Raw genomic sequence first — 20,412 nt, 5'->3', positions numbered from 1 at the left:
CACCACACCGCTACCATTTCAGTCTTCTGAACACTGGTCGTTGACCGGCAGTATCAAGGTTCCGTGGGAGCATGTGCGAGGCGCTACCCATGACCCTGGCATGAAGCATGAGCCAAAAGGTTTTCGTGCGCCGGGGCTGCGCAGTGGACAGAAGCTAGCGGGCACCTTCCACGCGGATGGCGGCCGACATTTCTGGAACATTAGCGGCTATGAGAATGCCGTTGTCATCGAGCTTAAAGACGAGCATTTCGATCGGTTCATCGTTTCCTTGGAGAACCCGACTGAATGTGTAGCGCGCATCAACGAAAAGGCTCAGGCCGTCTGAGCCTGACGTGTCCCAGCGTCAGTGCTTGATGTCATTCACGGTAAATGGCAGGCGAAAACTGTGAATTCTCGTCCACTATTCACGGAGAATGACACGTTTAGGCTGAACGGCTCTCGGTTCTGGAGTTAAAGTGCCCCAGGTTTTGTCCTATCTACTCAGTCGGGACAAAACAGGGACACTTCAATCATCACTGACCTGCAGCTCAACCTGACGCAGGCGCAGTGGGTCAACAGCCTCTATGCGGTGCTACTGGCGGAGCTGCTCTGCGACGGGGCAAGATTGCGGATACCTGGGGACGCAAGCGCGCCTTCCTCACCGGCCTGACAATATTCGTGGCAGGCAGCGTATTGGCGGGTTTTCCTACCTCGACCGCCACGTGGATCTCCGCGCGCGCAGTACAGGCAATCGGTGCTGCGTTCATCATGCCTTCCACGCTTTCCACGGGTAAACCGTATTCCGCGGCAAATACCGCGCAACAGCCTTTGGTGTGTGGGGCGCGGTAATTTCCGGTGCGGCAGCGGTCGGACCCTTGCCGGTGGTGCACTGACGGAATGGGTGTCCTGGTATTCGCGATTATCGAGGGCCCGACCTAGGCTGGTGGGAGCCCCAATCCTCATTCAGCTTCTTTGGCTGGACCTGGTTCGAAAACGCGGCTATTTCACCGGTTCCGCTAGGGCTCACGGTTTCGGCCGTGGGCTTCGCGCTGTTAATCAGGTCGGAAAAGCACCGCGAGCGGGGTCACCGCTCGGTGCTGTTGTATCTTGAATTGTTTTCTTATTCCACGTTCTCGTGGGACAATATCACCGCTGGTGCGGTAGCAATCGGCGAGTTTGCCATCATCTTCGTGTTGCTGCTGTACCTGATTAATACGTTGGACCTCTGCACGGTGTTGTCTGGCCTGGTGCTGGCAGCCACGGCAATCGGTGCATTCTTCTCCGTTGCAGCAGCCCCCACGTCGCGGCACGGTACGGGGCGCCTGGCACCGTGCTCATTGGGCTCGGCTTGGAAGCCGTCGGCGTCCTTATCCTCGTCCTGCTTATGGGGCCGGATACGAATGGTTGGATCATCGCCGCGCCGCTGACCCTGTACGGCTTGGGCCTAGGGTTCGCCTCCGCGCAGCTGACCGGCACGATGCTGCGGGATATTCCCGTCGATGACTCCGGGCAAGCCTCCGCAACGCAAACCACCGTGCGCCTGGGGCAGTGGTGTGGGCCTTAAGCGAAGGCATGGCCAACGCCGCGCAGTGGTCGCTCGTAGCCGCTACTGCATTCTTCGCTTCGAGCTTTGTCGGTGCACTTAGGGTGCTCCGTGCTGCGGCGGAGAAGGGTGCCCCCGCAAACAACGCCGATCTCGGTGCCCGCGTTAATCGCGTCCCGAACTGATTCTCCACCCGCGTGCTGCTTTGCGTTGCTGCCAGAAGTGACGGTAGATACCGGGGACATCGGAAAGCTCAGAATGCGTGCCTAGCTGGCTGACTTGCCCGTGTTCATCCAAGACTACGATTTGATCAGCAGATTTGATTGTATCCAGCTTATGGGCGATGACAATAAAAGTAGATTGCTCCCGTAGCTCGTCCATCGCAGCAAGAATGTTTGCCTCATTTTCTGCATCGAGCGCGGAGGTCGCCTCATCAAAGAGTACAATCGGCGCTTGCTTGAGAAGCGCGCGAGCTACAGATACACGCTGGCGTTCACCACCGGATAGAAGCCGCCCGCCTTCACCAACAGGAGTATGCCACCCTAGGCGGTTGGCAATAGAAGTCACGCCTGAAAGATCAGCTGCGCGGAAGACTTCCTCATCGGAGGCGTCGGGACGACCAACGCGGATATTAGCGATTAACGAGTCGTCGAAGAGGTAGACATCCTGAAAAACCATGGACAGTCTGGACATTAACTGTTCGGTTCCAAGCTCGCGGATATCTACGCCGTCAACCATCACCGCCCCGGAATCTACATCCCAGAATCGCGAAATAAGGCGCGCAATTGTGGTCTTTCCGGAGCCAGAAGGACCGACAATGGCGGTAACGGTGCCTGGTCGAGCATGGAAAGCGATATCTACCAATACTGGTTTATCGCCGTATCCAAACGTGACATTACGCAGCTCTACACTTCCCGAACCATCGCCTGGGCGCGGAGTAGTGGGTTCCGGTAGGGAGGGGGCATCGGTGATGAGCTCAGTTTCTGTGAGCGCGATACGGCCGGCATCTAAACCGACGAAAGAAGAACCCAGCTGCTCAAGCGTGCGGGTAAACCTCAAGCTGATTCCGATGATCGCAATTGTTTCTAGTGGCGATAGGGCGCCTTCAACGGCAAGATCCGCGGAGACCATAATGAGAGCCACAATGAAGATCTGCACTACTATGCCGTTGAGTAGCAAAGCTAATGTGGATACCCATAGCTCGCGTATTCGTGCTTTATGGTCGATTTCTAGCGCTTGCTCTAGTGGCGCAAAAACTTGTGATTGTCCTGCCGCGCGCAGGGCTGGTTGACGGTTAGCAAATTCTACGATGCGCTGGGAGAGCTCTTTACTCGGCCCCAGTGCGCGGTTCGATGCTTTCTCACGAATCCATGCAGCCAACTGCATCACCACGAGCGCCAATGGTGCGATGATAAGAAGGACCAAGCCCAGCTTCGGGTTCCAGAAACACGCTCCTACTAACAAGGTGACAAGTGCCGCGCTATCGCGGTATATCGTTCCTTGAATATGCGCAATGGTCTCGGCCGCCACCATAAAGCGATCTGAAACGAGGCGAGATAGGCCGCCGGTATTAGCCGGTACGAACCAGCCGAGCGGTAGCGTTGCTAATTTATCGCCCACAGTCGTGTGCGCGGCTCGGATGAAATCCAAGGCCGTGTGGTAAGAGGCCATGGTTGCGAAAAATCGTAGCGCAAAAGCTACGAGCGCAATTGCCAAAAGCGTCCACATCCATGGTGCGATCGTCGTATCCCCATCGAGTGCCTTTGTAAGTGGCACGAGCGTGAGAACGGCGAGGCCATCAAGCACGCCAACGATAAGCGATAGACAAGCATACCTTTTATTGAGCTTATGGCCTACAGGACTTTGCAGCTTTTTGACACTGCGAGTGAGTAGCGGATCACGAAGACGCGAACTAACAGGCGTAGTGGCATTAGACATGAGAATTATCCTTCATAGGCTTGAGGCAGATTATTTGGTCTGCTCCTTGGATGGACTCCGGCTTGTGGGCGATGACTAAGACGGTCTTGCCTCTGACGAGTGTGGCTAGAGCTGCTTGAATTTCTGCTTCGCAGTCAGGATCAGTTGCCGCAGTAGCTTCATCTAGGATCAAGATTGGGGCATTGGTAATGATTGCCCGGGCAATAGAAATGCGTTGCTGTTGTCCACCGGATAAAGAGGTGTCCTCACCAACAACGGTGTCGAGCCCAGCCGGTAAAGCGCGAATATCAGCAGCTATGTGCGCAGCCTCTGCGGCTTGCCAGATCTCTTCATCGCGGGCTTCTGGGCGTGCAAGGCGAATGTTTTCCCGAATACTCATACGCAGTAAGTGAGGATCTTGTAAGACGAAAGCCACAGTGCGGTACAAACTGTCGAAAGTGAGATCACGGATATCCACGTTGTTGATAGTGATTGTGCCCGAATCTGGATCCTGGAAACGCGCCAACATCGTTGCTGCTGTGGATTTGCCAGACCCGGAGGGGCCAATCAATGCCGTGACAGTGCCTGCATTTAGTTGCGCAGAAAAGTCTTGGAGGACTGGTGTGTCTGGGGCGTAGCTAAAGCTGACCTTATGGAACTCCACCTCCATGTCTTGACTATTGGCGTCGAGGCTCTTTTGGCCTTCTTTCACATGGGAAATTGTCATGACTTCATCAAGGCGCAACGCCGCATTGCCAGCGAGCTGGTAAGACCACATCATTTGGCCGACGGTTTGAATCGTGCCCGGGAGCACCAGCGCAATTAACGTTGTTGCGATGACTTCAGCGACCGTGACATAGCCACCAGCTATCAGCTGGGAACCCACTCCTAGATTGATAAGGATGAGGACAGGAACCGCCACCACAGACTCTGAGATTGCGGAAACACGCAGAAGCGGACGTACCCACTCGTAATAGAATTCCGCGAATTTTTGGGCAGCTTCGCGATATCGAGCGTGGGCTTTGCCAACGGTGCCGAAAGCCTTGACGACGGAAATACCTTCGGAGAACTCCACCGCAGTCGCAGAGACCTCACCCAGATAATTATCCATTTCCGCAGTTTTTGTGCCCATATCTTTCATTGAATATGCTTGGATTGCTAGGAAAATGGGCACAGTGGCAATAGAAAGTAGACCAAGGCGCCAATCCAAGATAAAGGCATAAACCAGAAGCGCGAGGGGCGTAAAGATCGCGGCGACCTTCTCTACAGGAGCATGGGCTGTCAGGGTGTGCAGAGTTAACGTATCGTCCTCGACGGCTTTGCGGACTTTGCCGGAATTAGTCTGGCTAAACCACGAGAGTGGTGCTTTCGCAATAGCGGTAATAATTCGGCGCCGGTTAATCCCCACCAGCTTTGCATCAGCGAAGTGGGTGATTGCAAGGGCAAGGAAATAGAAGAATAGCTGGCCCAAAAATGCAGCAAGTAGCCATTTCACAATGGACGCGACGTCATCAGTATTGCCGTCGATTAGAGCATTTCCCAGTGCCACCAACGCGACGTAGGGTGCTACGGCGAGTACCGAGGATATAAGCGCGAGAAACTGTGCGAAGTAGATGGTTGTTTGCACTGGGGCCAGTAGTTTTTTTAGAGCGACCTGGCCGGCTTTTAGTTTTGCGCGAGCCTCTTCTTCCGGTGACGCACCGTGTGATTCTGGTGCGTGGGTTCCGCTTGATTCTGTGGAACTTTGTTTTAGTTCAGACATTTCTTTCTCAATTCTTGTTGATGTCAGTCATATCGATGATTCTGGTGACTGATTCTTGGATGAATTCGTGGTCATGGGTGATGACGATGACCACTGCTCCGCTTGCTGCAAGAGATCGAAGTAGCGCAGAGATGGATTGCAGTTGGCGCCAGCCCACGCCAGAGGTAGGTTCATCGAAGATGTAGATCGCTGCTTGCTCGGCTTGGGCTGAAGCTATGGCTAAGCGTTGCCGTTGCCCACCGGACAGAGACTGCGGATGCCGTTGGGCCATTCCTGCCAGATCGAGGCGATGGAGAATCTCATTGACATCGATGTGGTCCCGCTTCTTCTTTGCCAGTCCGAGCGTGACTTCTTCTTCGGTGGTGGCTGCGAATAATTGGCGGCCAACATCTTGCATCACCATGTACGCGGCACGTCTGCGGGCAGCCGCTCCGACTCGTTTGCTGTTCAAACGGAGACTACCGCCGCGTTTGGGAGAAGCAAGACCACAAATGATCCTGGCGAGGGTGGTTTTTCCAGCGCCGTTGGGCCCGATTAAGGCGGTGACTTCGCCGCTGGGGAAAAATGCGTGGTCAATGTTTAATACCTCATGTGCGCCATAAGAAAAACAGATGTTGCTTAGCTCGAGTCCGCTCCGCTGGGGATCGGCGTTTTCGAGCGTGGGTGGTACCGGCACGCTCGCGGGCAGGGGAACATGGTGTAAGCTGCGTAGCCCCAATTGTTTGCGTTCGGGTTCGTCTAAGGCATAAAACTCCTGAGCGCGGAAACTCCGCGTTATTTTTCCCTGAGTCAAGTAAATAACTTGGTCAGCGATATCTTTTAAGAAAAAGAGACGGTGATCAGCGATAATGATCGTTGTGCCTAATTCCTTCAAGCGGTGTAGCACGCGTGCAAGAATATCGATGCTTTCCATAGAGAGATTGGACGTGGGTTCATCGAGAAGCACGAGACTGCCCGGGGACACAAGCGCGCATGCGCATGCCATGGTTTGTAACTGCCCACCGGATAATTCTTTGAATCGCCGGCCCCGAAGATCGTTAATGCCTAGTAGCTCGACCGCTGATTGAATCCTCGACTCAATTTCTTTGGGATCTACACCAAGGTTTTCTAGCCCGAAGGCCAATTCTGCATTGACGCTTTCAGTGAAAAATTGTGTCCTTGGATTCTGGAATACTGAGGCGCTGAACTCGATGGCTCGGGACAGCGGTTCTTCCGCAGGGGTAAAAGCCTGGTCATCCTTTATAATAGTGATGGTGCCTAGTAGCTCTCCTGGATTGAAATGGGGGATGAGTCCGTTGATCAACTTGAGTACCGTGGACTTTCCCGATCCGGAATCACCGGTAATCAGTAGACACTGTCCTGGAGAGACAGAAAAAGACACATCAGATACACCTTGAATGCCTGGCCGAGCTCCCAATGGATATGTAAAAGAAACGTTGTGGGCGTCTACACTGGTTGCGATACTGCGTTCGTTCATAAGTGGACCTCCGTGGGAAGCCAGACAGAGGCAACAACGAGGCCCAACCCAGCTAGTGCAGTTGCATCGACAAGCTTGAAGGAAAGATCGGCGGTGGTGGTTGGGCGTGCGGGTCCTCCCAATCCCCGGACAAGAGCAGAGGCAGCGAGCTCATCACCAGCGCGGACGACGGCACCTAATAAGGGGATGATCAACATCGCGGACGATTGTGTGGGCTGTGTGATCCAGCTTTTTACTCCAGGCTGGAGACCCCGAAGGACCATGGCATCGCGGATGGCTTTGGCTTCTGCCACGATGATCGGCAAAACGCGCAGGAATACCGCCGGTGGAATGGTGGCCCAGCCTGGTAAACGCAGGTCCCGCAGTGCTGAGGTCAACGTGGATGGTGTGAGAGTGAGCAAGCCGAATGTGCCGATGGACATGCTGATGACAAAACGGCTTAGCCACGAAAAAATTGCCGCTGAAAAAGCGAAAAATGTGGAGCCAGGAAGCTGTAATAGGCCCCAGTACCCTAGATAGGATAATGCAAAAGCGAACAGGCAAATAAGACCATAGTGTGGTTTTACTGTAGCTAGTGCGATGGAGCTGAAAGCGATAGAAATCAGCAGTGTCGGTAGGTGGCCGTGGCTGAGAGCTACCGCATTGATTACTAGAACAGAAAGCAGCACGGTCCGTGGATCGATCGAAGATCGATGAAGCACGCCCTGTTTTTGCAGGCTCACAGGAGACCAGCGCTTTCAAAGTGTTTGCGGCTGACGCGAACTCCGACCTTTCCTCCGATAAAGCCGACGATGAGCGCACAAATGGCCAGTACTCCAATGGTCCATGGCTGGAAGATATCCGACATGGCATCGGCATATTCTTGACCCATTTGGTCTGCGATATCGACGTAGTAGGAGTCCGTATCCAGAATTAGCGGGATAAAAGGCATAGAAATCCAGACACAGAAGACGCTGTAGGAAATAGGGAAGGATTTGGCAATACTGAGGTGGCTTTTTGTAATAATCAAATCCGCGATAAACCCTAGAATTATGCTTCCCAGCAGGGTCCAGAAGTAGTGTCCGGTGAGCATGAATGCTAGTCCGTTAATACCACCGACGAGGGTGAAAGCACCCATTTTGGGCGTGCGGGCGGCATAAAGCGCTAGCACGATTCCGTTTGCGATTGCCGCGATGAACCATCCAATAAACATGAATTGTGGTCCTGCGAATCCAATCATTCCGCTTACAAAGGTGATTACAAAGTAAAGTGCAGCAAAGATGCCAGCGTTGATGAGATCTCTGGTGTTTAAACGTGCCGTCGACCCACTGGATGAGCTTGCACTCCGTGCGGGCGTAGAGGACTGTTGGGTCATAGTAAACCTCGATTTATGAACAGCAGGAAAGGTAAGGCTTGCCTAAGTTAGGTAATACTGTTTATAAAACATTTCAAGTTTTGATCTGAAGATTCACCCTTAATGGGGGTGAATGCAGATAAGTAGACATCAAACCAGACCACGACTACCGACTAAGTACCGACAAAATCGGCACCAACGGCAAGACAACCCTGCGATGGGGAGGCAAACTACGCCGCCTCTACATCGGACGCAGATGGGGCGGGGAACCAATCACCATGGTCTGCATCGACAACCACGTCGACGTCAAAATAGCCATCACTGGGGCACAAATCGCCGCCTACACACTCACCGAAGAAAAGATCTACTACAACTAGAAAGACAACGAACTCAACCCCAGTCGGGGCAACTAAAAATCTCGAGACACCGACCGGAACGATGTCTCGAGACTTCACAGCGTGCCCCAGAGAAGATTCGAACTTCCGACACCGGCTTTAGGAGAGCCGTGCTCTATCCCCTGAGCTACTGGGGCGGGGGTGCGTTGCGCACCTAAGTAAGATTAGCAGCCCTGCTTTAGGCGGCGGTAAATGCGTCGCCTTGGGTCTACTCGCCGGCCAGCTCCGCGTACTTGGCGCGAACCTCGCTGGCGGAAGGGTTGGTGGCGTGAGTGCCGTCGGAGTAGAGGACGGTTGGAACGATGCGATTGCCGTCGTTGACGGATTCAATCCAGGCGTTGATGTCGTCGGTGTTCTCACCTTCGACATCGACGAGCTCATATGGGGTTTCGGTGCGGTCCAGGTTTTTGATCAGCTTTACACAGAACGGGCACCAGTCAGCGAAGAAGATGGTGACGTGCTCAGTGGTTTCGGGGGTAGTTGCCATTATGCAGCAGCCTTTCTGTCGTAGGTGAGGAATCGGTATTTCATGGGCAGCTCGCTCGGGGGCTGGCCGGGAATGGTGAGGTGGCCTGATTCGGAGGTCAGCCAGTCACTATCGGCAGATAGGCTGAATTCTTCCGGAACGCTCGGGGCGAGTACGGCATCTGCGCCGTAGGCATCGCCGACTTGTACACCCATGAGGGTGAGCTCGATTGTATCCACGCGGTCGAGGGCGGAGCTATAAAGTTGGCCACCGCCGATGATCCAGGCGTCGCCGGGCGCGGTTTCGAGTGCGGCGTCGATGCTATCCACCACGGTGGCGCCCGCAGACCACTCGTCGGGCTCGCGGCTGGACAGCACGATGTTCTCCCGGCCCGGCAGCGGGCGGAACTTGGGGTTGAGGGATTCCCATGTCTTGCGGCCCATGATGACGGGCGCGCCCATGGTCACTTCCTTGAAGTGCTTGAGATCCTCCGGCACGTGCCAGGGCATGACCACGCCGTCACCAATGATGCCGTCAAGGGACTGGGCCCAGATTGCGCCCAGCATTAAACGGACACCTGCGCCTTGATGGTGGGGTGAGGGTCGTAGCCGATGACCTCAAAATCATCGAAGTCATAGGAGAACATGTCCTGCGCCTTGTGGAGCTTGAGCTGCGGGTATGCACGGGGCTCGCGAGAAAGCTGCTCCTTGACCTGTTCGATGTGGTCGTTGTAGATGTGGCAATCGCCGCCGGTCCAGATGAGCTCGCCCACCTTCAGGCCTGCTTGCTGTGCAAACATGTGGGTCAGCGCGGCATAGGAGGCCAAGTTGAAAGGAACGCCCAAGAACATGTCCGCGGAGCGTTGGTAGACCTGCATGGAGAGTGCACCGTCAGCGACGTAGAGCTGGAACAGCAGGTGGCAGGGCATGAGCGCCATCTTGTCCAGCTCAGAGACATTCCACGCGGAGACCAGGTTGCGGCGGGAATCCGGGTTGTTCTTGAGCGTGTCCAGGGCGGCCTGAATTTGGTCGATGTGCTGGCCATCCGGCGTGGGCCAGGAGCGCCATTGCACGCCGTAGACAGGGCCCAACTCACCGTCCTCATCGGCCCACTCGTTCCAGATGCGGACCTTGTTCTCCTGCAGCCACGTCACGTTGGATTCGCCGCGCAAGAACCACAGCAGCTCACCAATCACGCCGTGGAAGTAGACCTTCTTGGTGGTCAGCAGGGGAAAAGACTCCGCCAAGTTATAACGAAGTTGGGCACCGAACAGGGAGAGGGTACCGGTACCAGTGCGGTCGCCTTTGGGAGCGCCTTCTTCCAGGACGCGGCGCAGGAGGTCCTCATATGGTGTTGTGAGGGCTGAAGAAGCGGTGGGAGTGTCACTCATGATGTCCAAGTGTAGAACGTTGGAGAAATCTTAGGTAGAGCGGTAGGGGTACTGGTGATGAGATTTGTTATTTCGACAGCTGGGCTTGATAAATAACCTCTAGAGCCTCGTCGGTTGGGGTCGCCTGCCATGAGGACGTGGCGCCGGTAAGAATTGAGGGACGGTCCCACAGGTATCTCATTTCTTTCAGTCCTCGGAGGCCCGTGCTGGCAACGCCAGCTACTTTCAGCATCCATGGGTGAATAGTGATGGGGGAGTGTTGGCATCCGGCACGTCGAGCAAACTCAGCTTGAGTCAGAGCGGGAGCGCAAGGTGTGGAAATTATTGGGGGTGTCGAATCATCTAAAAGTGCGTCTGCCAACGCTCGTGCAAAGTCTGGAAGATACGTGACCGAGTGTTTAGCGTGTGCGTTAAAAAGAGCAAGGGGACGCTTCTTCCCAATGATGAGCTGATGGTAGACGCATCCGGGGCCGGCATCTGGTCCGTACAGATCGGCCGCGATTACCGAGGTAGTGCGCGAGGGGGAGGCTAAGCGGTTCTCGATTAGGGTCGCTCGAACACCGGGTTTTCCATTGCGAGATCGGGTGAGGGGAGTATCAGGCGAAATTACCTCGTAAGTCTGGTCGAACCCATACATCGATTCGGGAAAGACAACGGGGATGCCCCGTTGGGCGGCTACCTCTAGCACGGTTTCTTCAGCTGGAATGAGCAGGTCGCGCCACTTTTGTGCGTCGTATGGGGCATGGATGCAGTGGGCAATTCCGTCGATCTTTTCTGGGTACGCGTCACTGTGTGTTGCATCGCCTTTCTTGAACTGCACGTTCCTACTGGCGGCGAAATGGGGCTGCCGTCGCGTCATGATTGTGCATGTGTGCCCTCTTTTAGCGAGTTCGCGTGAAAGTGATCGGCCCACGGGGCCTGCCCCGGTGATGAGAAAATGCATTAGGTGACCTCTGCTCTAAATAGTGACTAGTGCTCTCTAATTCTATAATTGCAGTTACTCAGATTCAAGAGCAGTGCTCTCTTTCTTGTTGATATAGTTTCTATATGTCAATGACCCCAAGAGCGCGTGCTCGCGAACAGACGATGTTGCGCATTGTTGAGGTAGGGCGGGAGCAGCTTGATAAAGGCGGCCCAGAAGCCTTGAATCTTCGTGCAATTGCACGTGATTTGGGGATAGTTTCTTCGGGTATCTACCGCTATGTGCCCGACAGGGCCCACCTATTAACGATGCTGATCGTTGATGCGTTTGAAGCACTTGATGATGCCGTCGCGCGAGGAATCGGTGAGGCTACCGAGACGCGGGACAGATTCCTGCGCCTTGTGTTTGCTATGAGGGCGTGGGCCTTGGAGTTTCCTCAAAGGTGGGCGCTTATTTATGGCACACCCATCATTGGATACGAAGCGCCTGCTTCAGAGACAACGGGCGCGGGTACGAAAGTTAGTAGGCGTCTGGCCGCGTTGTTAACTGAGGCCTCGGTTAAAGAGCTAGAACCGCGTTCATCTCAGTTCTCGCAAGACCTTGCGGCGACCTCTGAGGAGCTTGATGTGGAACTTCCCGCTGACGTCATGGAAAAGGCGCTTGAGGCGTGGATACAGATAATTGGCGTGATTAATGCCGAGGTTTTCGGTTACCTCGGCAAAGACACACTAAATGACTACCACGAGTTTCATGCTCGAATGGTTGCTCGTCTTGCAGACGAGTTGGGACTTTGACTTAGCGGCGCTGCGTAGGAGGGGAACACCACACAAGAAACCTAGTACCCGCCGTTGGCCTCCGCGTAGGCGGCGGCGTGCTCCAGAATCTCGTCTGCTAGCTCGGGGCGGCAGATTAAAAGATCCGGAATGAAGGTGTCCTCATTGTTGAACTTGATGGGGGAGCCGTCCAGGCGCGAGCAGTGCAGGCCCGCGGCCAAGGCCACGCCCACCGGGGCGGCCTGGTCCCACTCGTACTGACCGCCGGCGTGGATATAACCGTCATAGTCACCCAACAGCACGTGGATGGCCTTCGCGCCTGCGGAGCCCGCGCCGACCGTCTCAAAGCCCATCTTCTCCGCGACGTAATCCGCCACCTTCGGCGGGCGGTTGCGGGAAACCACGAATTTCTTGGACAGCGGGCCGGTCACCGCGCGCACTTCGGAAGACTTAAAGGTCACGCCCATGTCTGGCATGCCGACTGCCGCGTGGGTAGGGGTGCCGTTTTCGACCAGCGCGATGTGAACGGCCCAGTCCTGGCGGCCGGTGGCGAACTCCTTGGTGCCGTCGAGCGGGTCAATGATCCAGACGCGTTCCTTCTTCAAGCGGCTCAAGTCATCGGCAGCCTCTTCCGACAGGACGCCATCCTGCGGGCGGTGCTGCTCAAGGACGCGGGCGATCCATTCCTGAGCGGCTTCATCGCCGGCATCACCCAGCGCCAAGCCGCGCAGCAGGCCACCGTTGCGCACGCCTTTGAGGATCTCGCCACAGCCATCGGCGAGGGAGTTGGTTAGACGGGAATCAGAAATCTCAACGGTCATAGTGACCAGATTAGCGCGCGCGATACAGTAGGGCATGTCCAAAAACGTTCTGGCGAAGTTCCGCCCGCAGGTTGCTGGCTGGTTCGCCGACGTATTTGCTGCCCCCACCCCGGTCCAAGAGCAGGCGTGGGAGGCGATTTCCGGCGGCGCGAACGCACTGGTTGTAGCACCAACCGGTTCCGGTAAGACGCTCGCGGCATTTTTGTGGGCGCTGAATTCTTTGGTGGAGCGCGAAGGCCAGACCGCCCTGCCGCTGAGTACTGAGCCCTCCCGCGAGGGAGCTCATGATGGCGTGAGAGTGCTGTATATCTCACCACTAAAGGCCTTGGGCGTGGATGTGGAGAATAATCTGCGCGCCCCGCTCAACGGCATCGCCCGCACCTCTGAGCGCCTAGGCCTCGACGTGCCGGATATCACTGTGGGAGTCCGCTCCGGCGATACCCCGCAAGCCGAGCGTGCCCGCCAAGTGCGCAAGCCCCCGGACATCCTCATCACCACGCCGGAATCGGCATACCTCATGCTTACCTCCAAAGCGGCGGGGATTCTGAAGACCGTGGATACTGTCATCATCGATGAGATCCACGCCCTGGCCGGCACCAAGCGCGGAGTGCACCTGGCCCTGACTTTGGAACGCCTCGCGCTCATCGCCGGGGAGTTTCAGCGCATTGGGCTCTCCGCCACGGTGCGCCCGCTGAGTGCTGTCGCCAACTTCTTGGGCGGCGACCGTCCCGTCGACATCATCGCACCGCCCGCCAAGAAGCGCTGGCAGCTCGACGTCCACGTGCCGGTCGAGGACATGTCGGACCTGCCCACCCCGGAGCAGGGCTCGCCCATCGGGGAGGCGACTGTCGACGACCCCCTTGGCATCACCCAAGGCCCCCAAGACGCGTTGCGCGTAAACGCGCAACGCAAGGAAGAGGGCGGGGTAGGAGACTCTGCACTGCCCACAGCGAAGTCCATCTGGCCCTTCATCGAGGAAGAACTCTACGCCGAAATCATGGAGCAGCGCTCCACCCTTGTCTTCGTCAACTCGCGCCGCACCGCCGAGCGACTTACCAGCCGGCTCAACGAGCTCTATGCCCAGGAACACGATCCAGATTCCTTGAGCCCAGCCACCCGGCGCGACCCGGCCCAACTGATGAAACAGGTCGACGTCGCCGGGAAGGCACCTGCCGTTATCGCCCGGGCGCACCACGGTTCGGTGTCCAAGGACGAGCGCGCGCTGACGGAGACGATGCTCAAGGAAGGCACGCTCAAGGCCGTGGTTGCCACGAGCTCCCTGGAGCTGGGCATCGACATGGGCGCGGTGGAGCTGGTGGTGCAGGTGGAATCGCCGCCCTCGGTGGCCTCGGGCCTGCAGCGCGTGGGCCGCGCCGGGCACTCCGTCGGCGCGGTCTCGCACGGATCCTTTTATCCCAAGCACCGCGCGGATCTCGTGCAATCAGCACTCACCGTCGCCCGCATGGAGGAGGGCCTCATCGAGGAAATGCACTCCCCGCGCAACCCGTTGGATGTCTTGGCACAGCAGACGGTGGCGGCGGTGGTGGCGTCGGCAAGCGCGGGCACGAGTGAGGGACTAGAGGCCGACACATGGTACGACACCGTGCGCCGCGCCTGGCCTTATAAGGACCTGGCGCGCGAGGTTTTCGACTCCGTGCTGGACCTGGTGAGTGGTGTGTATCCCTCGACGGATTTTGCGGAGTTGAAACCGCGGGTGGTCTATGACCGTGTGACGGGCGTGCTGACCCCGCGCCCCGGCGCACAGCGTGTGGCGGTGACCAACGGCGGCACCATTCCGGACCGCGGCATGTTCGGGGTGTTCCTAGTGGGAACTGGTGAGGCCGGTTCCGCGCCGCGCCGCGTGGGTGAGCTCGATGAGGAAATGGTTTATGAAACCCGGGTGGGGGATATCTTCACCCTCGGCGCGACGAGCTGGCGCGTGGAGGAGATTACGCGCGACCAGGTGCTGGTGACACCCGCGCCGGGGCACACGGGGCGTTTGCCTTTCTGGAACGGTGACTCCGCGGGGCGGCCCTATGAGCTGGGTAAGGCGCTGGGGGCATTCCGGCGTGAAGCATTTTCGGACCCCTCCGTGGTGCGCGGCGCCGATGAGAACGCGCGGCGCAACATCGCCGCCTACCTGCACGAGCAGAACGAGGCCACCGGGCTCATCCCGGATGAGAAGACGCTGCTGCTAGAGCGATTCACGGATGAGCTGGGGGATTGGCGCGTGCTGCTGCACACCCCGTTTGGCAGGCCGGTGAATGCGGCGTGGGCGCTGGCGGTGGGCCAGCGCGTGGCGGAGCGCACCGGTATGGACGCCCAGGCCGTGGCGGGCGATGACGGCATCGTGCTGCGCCTGCCGCAGGGTGAGGCGGACCCGGATGCCGCGCTGTTTCTTTTCGACGCCGATGAGATCGCCGACATCGTCACCGAGCAGGTGGGAAACTCCGCGCTCTTTGCTTCTCGTTTCCGGGAGTGCGCGGCGCGAGCGCTGCTTCTGCCGCGGCGTAACCCGGGCAAGCGCGCGCCCTTGTGGCAGCAGCGCCAGCGCGCAGAGCAGCTTCTCGACGTCGCCCGCAACTACCCCTCTTTCCCCATCATCCTGGAAACCGTTCGGGAGTGCGTGCAGGATGTCTATGACCTGCCGGCGCTGACGGAGGTCATGCGGGAGCTGGCGCACCGTCGCATTCGCATCGCGGAGGTCACCACGGAGCAGCCTTCGCCGTTCGCATCTTCGCTGCTGTTCAACTACACCGGCGCATTCATATACGAGGGGGACTCGCCCCTGGCGGAAAAGCGCGCGGCGGCACTGGCGCTGGACCCGGCGCTGTTGGCGAAGCTTTTGGGCACGGTGGAGTTGCGCGAGCTTCTCGACGGCTCCATCATCGCCGAGGTCCATGCCCAGCTACAGCGCACCACCCTGGAACGCCAGGCGCGCACCACCGAGGAGGTCGCGGACCTCCTGCGCGTGCTGGGCCCCATCCCGGTCGAGGAGTTTGGTGCGCACGCCACGGTGCCTCTGCGCGCACTCGATGCGCTGGGCGCGCGCATCATGCGGGTGCGCATCAACGGCCGCGAACATATTGCCCAAGCGCTCGATGCGCCGCTGCTTCGCGACGGCCTGGGCATCCCCGTCCCACCCGGTATCCCCGCCCAGCAGGCCACGATTACCGATGCCGTGGATCAGCTGGTCAGCCGTTGGGCGCGCACGCGCGGGCCGTTTGTGGCGCGCGATGTACAGGAGGCCTTTGGCCTGTCGGCTGCGGTGGCGCACTCGACGCTCAACGGTCTGGACTCCATCCTGGCGGGGCACTACCGGCAAGGCGTGGAGGAACAGGAATACTGCGCGTCTGAAGTTCTCAAGCTCATCCGCTCGCGCTCGCTGGCGGCAGCCCGGGCGGCCACGCAGCCGGTCTCGCCTGCAGCCTTCGGGCGCTTCCTCCCGGATTGGCAGCAGGTGGCCCCGGTGGGCCGGCGCCCTGTGCTGCGCGGGGTGGACGGCGTCTTTGCCGTCATTGAGCAGCTGGCCGGGGTGCGCCTGCCGGCCTCGGCCTGGGAGAGCCTCATCCTGCCTGCGCGAGTGGGGGACTATTCGCCGACGATGCTCGATGAGCTCACCGCCAGCGGCGAGGTCCTCATCCTCGGCGCGGGCAAGGCTGGCTCCAATGACCCCTGGATCATGCTGTTGCCGGCGGACTATGCCGCGCAGCTCGCCCTGCAGGTCTCCGCCGAGGAGGCTGGTGTTTCCATGCTGCAAACCCAACTGCTGGAGGCTTTACAGGGCGGCGGCAGTTACCTCATCTCCGATATTCAACCGCAGCTCAGCGGCACCGCTGAGGAGGTTCGCGAGGCCCTCTGGGGACTGGTGGAGGCAGGTCTGGTCAGTCCCGATTCCTTCGCTCCTATCCGGGCCCACCTGGCAGCAGGTGGGCGCGCCGGGCGTACGGCGCATCGCGCGCGGCGTCGGCCATCGCGCTCGCGCCTGCGCATGGGGCGCACGTCCTTTGCGCAAGCACATAACGTCTCCAGCGCACCGACCGCGCCCGACGTGGTGGGGCGGTGGTCGTTGGCCGTGCCCGCCGCGACGGATGCAACGTCGCGTTCCATCGCGCACGGCGAGGCTTGGCTGGACCGCTACGGCGTGCTTACCCGTGGCTCTGTGGTTGCCGAGGACGTCCTGGGAGGTTTCGCCCTGGCTTATAAGGTGCTCTCCGGTTTCGAGGAATCCGGCAAGGCGATGCGCGGCTATGTCATTGAAGGACTGGGTGCCGCGCAGTTCTCCACGCCTGCGGTCATTGACCGCTTGCGCGGGGTGGATGATTCCCCCGATGTTACGGGCTGGCCCTCCGGAACCCGCGAGCCGCAGGCCTATGTCCTGGCCGCGACCGACCCTGCCAACCCCTATGGTGCGGCGCTGCCCTGGCCCACTACCGATGCCGGCGAATCCGCGGCCCGCCCCACCCGCGCCGCGGGTGCCTTGGTGGTGCTCATGGATGGACTGCCGGTGGCTCACCTGACCCGGGGCGGAAAGACGTTGACCACGTTCTTCAACGCTTTGCCCGAGGGAATCGAGCGCACCGAGGTACTAGCCGCAGTGCTTGCAGGCCTCAACGAGCTGGTGGCCGCCGGGCGCTTGAACAAGCTGGTCATTGAGAAAGCGAACGGGCGGCCCATCTTCGAGTCGAAGCTGGGCGGTGAGCTGCGCGCACTGGGCGCGGCACTGACCCCGAAGGGCGTGCGGATTACTGGCTCTGCCCACACCGCCTCTTCCGGCCGTGCAGGACAGCACGGCAAATCTGGAGAAGCCACGCGCTCCGCTGAACCTTACCGTCCCGCACGTCGCGGTGGGCGCCGCGCCGTCGAGGCGATGGAGGAGCTGTCCTTCGATGATCCGGAGGATTCCACTGAGTCTGGTGGCCCATCGACTACGCCGGGAAGCCCAGGTGGTTTCCGCCCGCGCCGTCGACGCCGCTGAATGATATTCACCTTCATTTAGCCCACGGGCTTTTCATGGGTCTAACCTCAAAAGCTGATAGCCCAATAGAAAAGGAGTCTTGTTTCCATGCGGCTAAAGCGCCAACTGCCCAACGTGTCCGAGCTCAAGAACCTCATGCGGTTCGAAGCACCCAACCTCGACCGCCGGGCAGCACGCCTGGCAGAGGCCGCTGATGTGTGGGATCTGCGCAAGATTGCCAAGCGCCGCACCCCGAAGGCGGCCTTCGACTACGTCGATGGTGCAGCCCGCGACGAGGTCAGCTACCGAGAGTCCCGCGACTTCTTCCGTGATGTGCGCCTCATGCCCAACGTGCTCAACGGTGCGAACGACATCTCCTTGAGCACCGAGATCGCCGGCGAGCCCGCGGCCCTGCCTTTCGGCATCGCGCCAACCGGCTTTACCCGCTTCATGCATGCCGAGGGCGAAGACGCCGGCAGCCAGGCTGCCCGCGATGCGGGAATCCCATTCACCTTGTCCACGATGGGCACGCGCTCGGTCGAGGAGGTCGCAGCGTCGCAAGGCAATAGCGGGCGCCGCTGGTTCCAGCTCTACCTGTGGAAGGATCACTCCGCCTGCCAGGAACTCATCGAACGCGCTGCCGCCAACGGCTATGACACCCTCGTGGTCACCGTGGATACGCCCGTGGCGGGCCAGCGTCTGCGCGATACCCGTAACGGCATGCGCATCCCGCCGCGCCTGACCGCCGGCACCGTCTTCGACGCCGCGTGGCGCCCCGAGTGGTGGTTCAACTTCCTCACCACGGACCCGGTCACCTTTGCCTCCCTGACCTCGACCACCGGCACACTAGGCGAGCTGGTCAACACCATGTTTGACCCAGGCCTCAACTTCGAGGACCTCGCGTGGATTCGCAAACAGTGGAAGGGCACGCTCTTCGTCAAGGGAATCGTCAACCCTGAGGATGCACACAAGGTCATTGACCTTGGTGCCGACGGCATCGTGGTGTCCTCCCACGGCGGGCGCCAGCTCGACCGCGTGGTCAACACTCTCCAGGCCCTTGAGGCCGTGCGCGCGGAGGTAGGCCCGGACGTGGAGATCATCTACGACTCTGGTGTGATGTCCGGCGTCGACATCGCCATTGCGCTGGCACTGGGTGCGGACTTCGTCCTCATCGGACGGGCCTACCTCTACGGGCTGATGGCCGGCGGCAAGGAAGGCGTCGACCGCGTCATTGAGCTGTTGGCAGAGGAGTTCAAGAACACCCTGCAGCTGCTCGGTGTGAAGAAGATTGAAGACCTGTCTCGCCAGCACGTGGTTACCCCGTGGGAACCGGGCGCGTTGGCATTCGGTGCGGGAAAGGATGCGCCGGTAGAGTAGGCACCCGTTTGGTGAGGAGGTTCTGCTGTGCCCGAGGGTGATTCCGTACTGCAGCTGTCGAATCGGCTGCAGTTCATGGAAGGCCGGCGCGTAACCTCCTCCTCCCTGCGCGTGCCGCGCTATGCCACCGTGCGTTTCGACGGGCTGGTGTGCGAGGAGGTCTGGCCCTATGGCAAGCACTTCTTCATGGACTTCGGGGGTGAGCTCATCCTTCATACCCACCTCAAGATGGAAGGCACGTGGGCCATCCACTACGCCGGGGACCGCTGGCGCAAGCCCGGCCACAGCGCCCGCGTGGTGCTACAGATGGAAAACACCCCGCGTGATATTGAGCTGGTGGGGCACTGGCTAGGGCTGGTCGAGGTCTTTCCATCCCGCGAGTTTGAGCAGCGCATGGCGCACCTAGGCCCCGACATCCTCGCGCCAGAATGGGCGGAAGGCGGCTTTGAGGAGGCCGTACACCGCATCGAGTTGCGCCCCGAGCGCAGCATCGGCGCGGCCCTCCTGGACCAGCGTAACGTGGCAGGCTTGGGCAACGAATACCGCGCCGAGATCTGCTTCCTAGCCGGCGTTCATCCAGCAACACCGGTAGCGCTTGTCGACGTCCCCCAGATCCTCACCATCTCCCGCCGCCTCATCTGGGCCAACCGAGACTCGCCGGTACGTGTGACCACCGGCGTGAAAAGGGCAGGGGAGACCACCTATGTCTTCGGACGCAACCGTCAGCGCTGCCGACGCTGCGGCACGCTCATTGAGAAATCCACGCTGGGTGGTGTGGACGCCGGCGGCGATGAAGGGGAGTTAGAGCGCGTCATCTGGTGGTGCCCGCACTGCCAGCCGCGTCGCTAGGCTGGGATGCATGAAGATCATTTTGAACATCATCTGGTTGGCAACTGGTGGCCTTGTCCTCGCACTGGGCTACTTCCTCCTCGGCATCCTGGCCTGCATCCCCGTCGTGACGATTCCTGCCGGTGTGGCCTCGATGCGTATGGCGAATTTCGCGCTGTGGCCCTTTGGGCGCTCCGTCATTCAACCGGTCAAAGGTACCGGTGGCATGTCTCGGTTCTCTAACGTTGTCTGGTTCCTTGTCGCTGGCCTGTGGCTGGCCATCGGCCACGTCACCACTGCAGCGGCGCAGGCCGTGACCATCGTGGGCATCCCGGTGGCTCTGGCCAACCTGAAGATGATCCCAGTGACGTGCTTCCCGTTCGGCCGCAAGATCGTGGACTCTGACCACATCCCCTTTGGCTGGGAGTCGATGATCAAGCTCTAAAATCTCTGTCTCCGGTTGCGGGGTTGC

At 59.1% G+C, this 20,412-nt stretch carries 18 protein-coding genes, 1 tRNA gene and 1 pseudogene; 9 read left to right on the top strand and 11 right to left on the bottom strand.

Features of this window, described 5'->3' with window-relative positions:
- The 3 genes from HMPREF2932_RS01005 to HMPREF2932_RS01000 form a co-directional block, all read left to right on the top strand.
- The coding region (locus HMPREF2932_RS01005) for a hypothetical protein (protein ID WP_071409409.1) at nucleotides 1-325 on the top strand (325 nt) is incomplete at its 5' end.
- Between the two features lie 221 nt (nucleotides 326-546).
- Nucleotides 547-828, top strand: coding sequence for an MFS transporter (locus HMPREF2932_RS13340; RefSeq protein ID WP_118779515.1), 282 nt, complete (start codon nucleotides 547-549; stop codon nucleotides 826-828).
- 481 nt (nucleotides 829-1,309) lie between these two features.
- Complete coding sequence (locus HMPREF2932_RS01000; RefSeq protein WP_070517043.1) at nucleotides 1,310-1,543, top strand: hypothetical protein; 234 nt, start codon at nucleotides 1,310-1,312, stop codon at nucleotides 1,541-1,543.
- 144 nt (nucleotides 1,544-1,687) lie between these two features.
- Here the strand turns inward: HMPREF2932_RS01000 and HMPREF2932_RS00995 are convergent, their stop codons facing one another.
- From HMPREF2932_RS00995 to HMPREF2932_RS00975, 5 genes are read right to left on the bottom strand one after another with little or no spacing between them, the layout of a single operon-like run.
- Nucleotides 1,688-3,460: an ABC transporter ATP-binding protein gene (locus tag HMPREF2932_RS00995; RefSeq protein ID WP_070545080.1), complete on the bottom strand. Its 1,773-nt coding sequence runs from the start codon at nucleotides 3,458-3,460 to the stop codon at nucleotides 1,688-1,690.
- Nucleotides 3,453-5,201 carry an ABC transporter ATP-binding protein gene (locus HMPREF2932_RS00990; protein ID WP_071409406.1) on the bottom strand — a complete coding sequence of 583 codons (1,749 nt, stop codon included), beginning with the start codon at nucleotides 5,199-5,201 and terminating at the stop codon, nucleotides 3,453-3,455. The genes HMPREF2932_RS00995 and HMPREF2932_RS00990 overlap by 8 nt, the downstream gene beginning before the upstream one ends.
- Nucleotides 5,202-5,208: 7 nt before the next feature.
- A complete protein-coding gene (locus tag HMPREF2932_RS00985) occupies nucleotides 5,209-6,678 on the bottom strand; it encodes an ABC transporter ATP-binding protein (protein ID WP_070517049.1) in 1,470 nt (489 codons plus the stop codon).
- Nucleotides 6,675-7,400, bottom strand: coding sequence for an energy-coupling factor transporter transmembrane component T family protein (locus HMPREF2932_RS00980; RefSeq protein ID WP_010187692.1), 726 nt, complete (start codon nucleotides 7,398-7,400; stop codon nucleotides 6,675-6,677). The genes HMPREF2932_RS00985 and HMPREF2932_RS00980 overlap by 4 nt, the downstream gene beginning before the upstream one ends.
- Nucleotides 7,397-8,032, bottom strand: coding sequence for an MptD family putative ECF transporter S component (locus HMPREF2932_RS00975; RefSeq protein ID WP_049155193.1), 636 nt, complete (start codon nucleotides 8,030-8,032; stop codon nucleotides 7,397-7,399). The genes HMPREF2932_RS00980 and HMPREF2932_RS00975 overlap by 4 nt, the downstream gene beginning before the upstream one ends.
- 140 nt (nucleotides 8,033-8,172) lie before the next feature.
- Between HMPREF2932_RS00975 and HMPREF2932_RS12945 the strand changes: the two are divergent.
- A pseudogene (locus tag HMPREF2932_RS12945) lies at nucleotides 8,173-8,449 on the top strand (IS481 family transposase); the annotation flags it as partial.
- Between the two features lie 21 nt (nucleotides 8,450-8,470).
- Here HMPREF2932_RS12945 and HMPREF2932_RS00965 read toward each other — a convergent pair.
- From HMPREF2932_RS00965 to HMPREF2932_RS00945, 5 genes are all read right to left on the bottom strand, one after another.
- Nucleotides 8,471-8,543 (bottom strand) — tRNA-Arg (locus HMPREF2932_RS00965).
- Nucleotides 8,544-8,614: 71 nt separating this feature from the next.
- Nucleotides 8,615-8,893, bottom strand: a complete 279-nt coding sequence (locus HMPREF2932_RS00960) for a glutaredoxin domain-containing protein (protein ID WP_049155191.1) — start codon at nucleotides 8,891-8,893, stop codon at nucleotides 8,615-8,617.
- Nucleotides 8,893-9,438 (bottom strand): dihydrofolate reductase, encoded by a 546-nt coding sequence (locus HMPREF2932_RS00955; protein ID WP_049155189.1) that lies wholly within the window; start codon nucleotides 9,436-9,438, stop codon nucleotides 8,893-8,895. Before HMPREF2932_RS00955 ends, HMPREF2932_RS00960 begins: the two co-directional genes overlap by 1 nt.
- Nucleotides 9,438-10,262, bottom strand: coding sequence for a thymidylate synthase (locus tag HMPREF2932_RS00950; protein WP_049155187.1), 825 nt, complete (start codon nucleotides 10,260-10,262; stop codon nucleotides 9,438-9,440). The genes HMPREF2932_RS00955 and HMPREF2932_RS00950 overlap by 1 nt, the downstream gene beginning before the upstream one ends.
- A 67-nt stretch (nucleotides 10,263-10,329) precedes the next feature.
- On the bottom strand, nucleotides 10,330-11,205 hold the full coding sequence (locus HMPREF2932_RS00945) for an NAD-dependent epimerase/dehydratase family protein (RefSeq protein WP_071409405.1): 876 nt from the start codon (nucleotides 11,203-11,205) through the stop codon (nucleotides 10,330-10,332).
- A 104-nt stretch (nucleotides 11,206-11,309) separates the two neighbouring features.
- Here HMPREF2932_RS00945 and HMPREF2932_RS00940 point away from each other — a divergent pair, with 104 nt between their 5' ends.
- On the top strand, nucleotides 11,310-11,978 hold the full coding sequence (locus HMPREF2932_RS00940; protein WP_071409404.1) for a TetR/AcrR family transcriptional regulator: 669 nt from the start codon (nucleotides 11,310-11,312) through the stop codon (nucleotides 11,976-11,978).
- A 41-nt stretch (nucleotides 11,979-12,019) separates the two neighbouring features.
- Here HMPREF2932_RS00940 and HMPREF2932_RS00935 read toward each other — a convergent pair whose 3' ends face one another.
- Nucleotides 12,020-12,778: a 3'(2'),5'-bisphosphate nucleotidase CysQ gene (locus tag HMPREF2932_RS00935; RefSeq protein WP_187357582.1), complete on the bottom strand. Its 759-nt coding sequence runs from the start codon at nucleotides 12,776-12,778 to the stop codon at nucleotides 12,020-12,022.
- A 34-nt stretch (nucleotides 12,779-12,812) separates the two neighbouring features.
- On the opposite strand from HMPREF2932_RS00935, the gene HMPREF2932_RS00930 reads away from it, so the two are divergent.
- From HMPREF2932_RS00930 to HMPREF2932_RS00915, 4 genes are all read left to right on the top strand, one after another.
- A complete protein-coding gene (locus tag HMPREF2932_RS00930) occupies nucleotides 12,813-17,756 on the top strand; it encodes an Lhr family ATP-dependent helicase (protein ID WP_071409403.1) in 4,944 nt (1,647 codons plus the stop codon).
- A gap of 87 nt (nucleotides 17,757-17,843) precedes the next feature.
- The gene (locus HMPREF2932_RS00925; RefSeq protein ID WP_071409402.1) at nucleotides 17,844-19,112 is read left to right on the top strand and encodes an alpha-hydroxy acid oxidase; all 1,269 of its coding nucleotides are present in this window, start codon (nucleotides 17,844-17,846) and stop codon (nucleotides 19,110-19,112) included.
- 27 nt (nucleotides 19,113-19,139) lie between these two features.
- Entirely contained in the window at nucleotides 19,140-19,961 is an 822-nt protein-coding gene (locus tag HMPREF2932_RS00920; RefSeq protein WP_071409401.1) for a DNA-formamidopyrimidine glycosylase family protein, read from the top strand.
- Nucleotides 19,962-19,971: 10 nt separating this feature from the next.
- Entirely contained in the window at nucleotides 19,972-20,385 is a 414-nt protein-coding gene (locus tag HMPREF2932_RS00915; RefSeq protein ID WP_049155174.1) for a YccF domain-containing protein, read from the top strand.
- Nucleotides 20,386-20,412: the final 27 nt, after the last annotated feature.

Source organism: Corynebacterium sp. HMSC074H12, from assembly GCF_001813755.1.
In the GTDB taxonomy this organism is placed as follows: Bacteria; Actinomycetota; Actinomycetes; order Mycobacteriales; family Mycobacteriaceae; genus Corynebacterium; species Corynebacterium hiratae.
The sequence above is the reverse complement of the archived record's forward strand: the minus strand, read 5'-3'. Positions and strand labels throughout refer to the sequence as shown.

Excerpts from the sequence above, each read along its gene's own strand:
- HMPREF2932_RS00935 (WP_187357582.1), bottom strand. The coding sequence starts at position 12,778 with ATGACCGTTGAGATTTCTGATTCCCGTCTAACCAACTCCCTCGCCGAT.
- HMPREF2932_RS00950 (WP_049155187.1), bottom strand. The coding sequence starts at position 10,262 with ATGAGTGACACTCCCACCGCTTCTTCAGCCCTCACAACACCATATGAG.
- HMPREF2932_RS00945 (WP_071409405.1), bottom strand. The coding sequence starts at position 11,205 with ATGCATTTTCTCATCACCGGGGCAGGCCCCGTGGGCCGATCACTTTCA.
- HMPREF2932_RS00985 (WP_070517049.1), bottom strand. The coding sequence starts at position 6,678 with ATGAACGAACGCAGTATCGCAACCAGTGTAGACGCCCACAACGTTTCT.
- HMPREF2932_RS00995 (WP_070545080.1), bottom strand. The coding sequence starts at position 3,460 with ATGTCTAATGCCACTACGCCTGTTAGTTCGCGTCTTCGTGATCCGCTA.
- HMPREF2932_RS00960 (WP_049155191.1), bottom strand. The coding sequence starts at position 8,893 with ATGGCAACTACCCCCGAAACCACTGAGCACGTCACCATCTTCTTCGCT.
- HMPREF2932_RS00940 (WP_071409404.1), top strand. The coding sequence starts at position 11,310 with ATGTCAATGACCCCAAGAGCGCGTGCTCGCGAACAGACGATGTTGCGC.
- HMPREF2932_RS00930 (WP_071409403.1), top strand. The coding sequence starts at position 12,813 with ATGTCCAAAAACGTTCTGGCGAAGTTCCGCCCGCAGGTTGCTGGCTGG.
- HMPREF2932_RS00975 (WP_049155193.1), bottom strand. The coding sequence starts at position 8,032 with ATGACCCAACAGTCCTCTACGCCCGCACGGAGTGCAAGCTCATCCAGT.
- HMPREF2932_RS00990 (WP_071409406.1), bottom strand. The coding sequence starts at position 5,201 with ATGTCTGAACTAAAACAAAGTTCCACAGAATCAAGCGGAACCCACGCA.
- HMPREF2932_RS00925 (WP_071409402.1), top strand. The coding sequence starts at position 17,844 with ATGCGGCTAAAGCGCCAACTGCCCAACGTGTCCGAGCTCAAGAACCTC.
- HMPREF2932_RS00955 (WP_049155189.1), bottom strand. The coding sequence starts at position 9,438 with ATGCTGGGCGCAATCTGGGCCCAGTCCCTTGACGGCATCATTGGTGAC.
- HMPREF2932_RS00915 (WP_049155174.1), top strand. The coding sequence starts at position 19,972 with ATGAAGATCATTTTGAACATCATCTGGTTGGCAACTGGTGGCCTTGTC.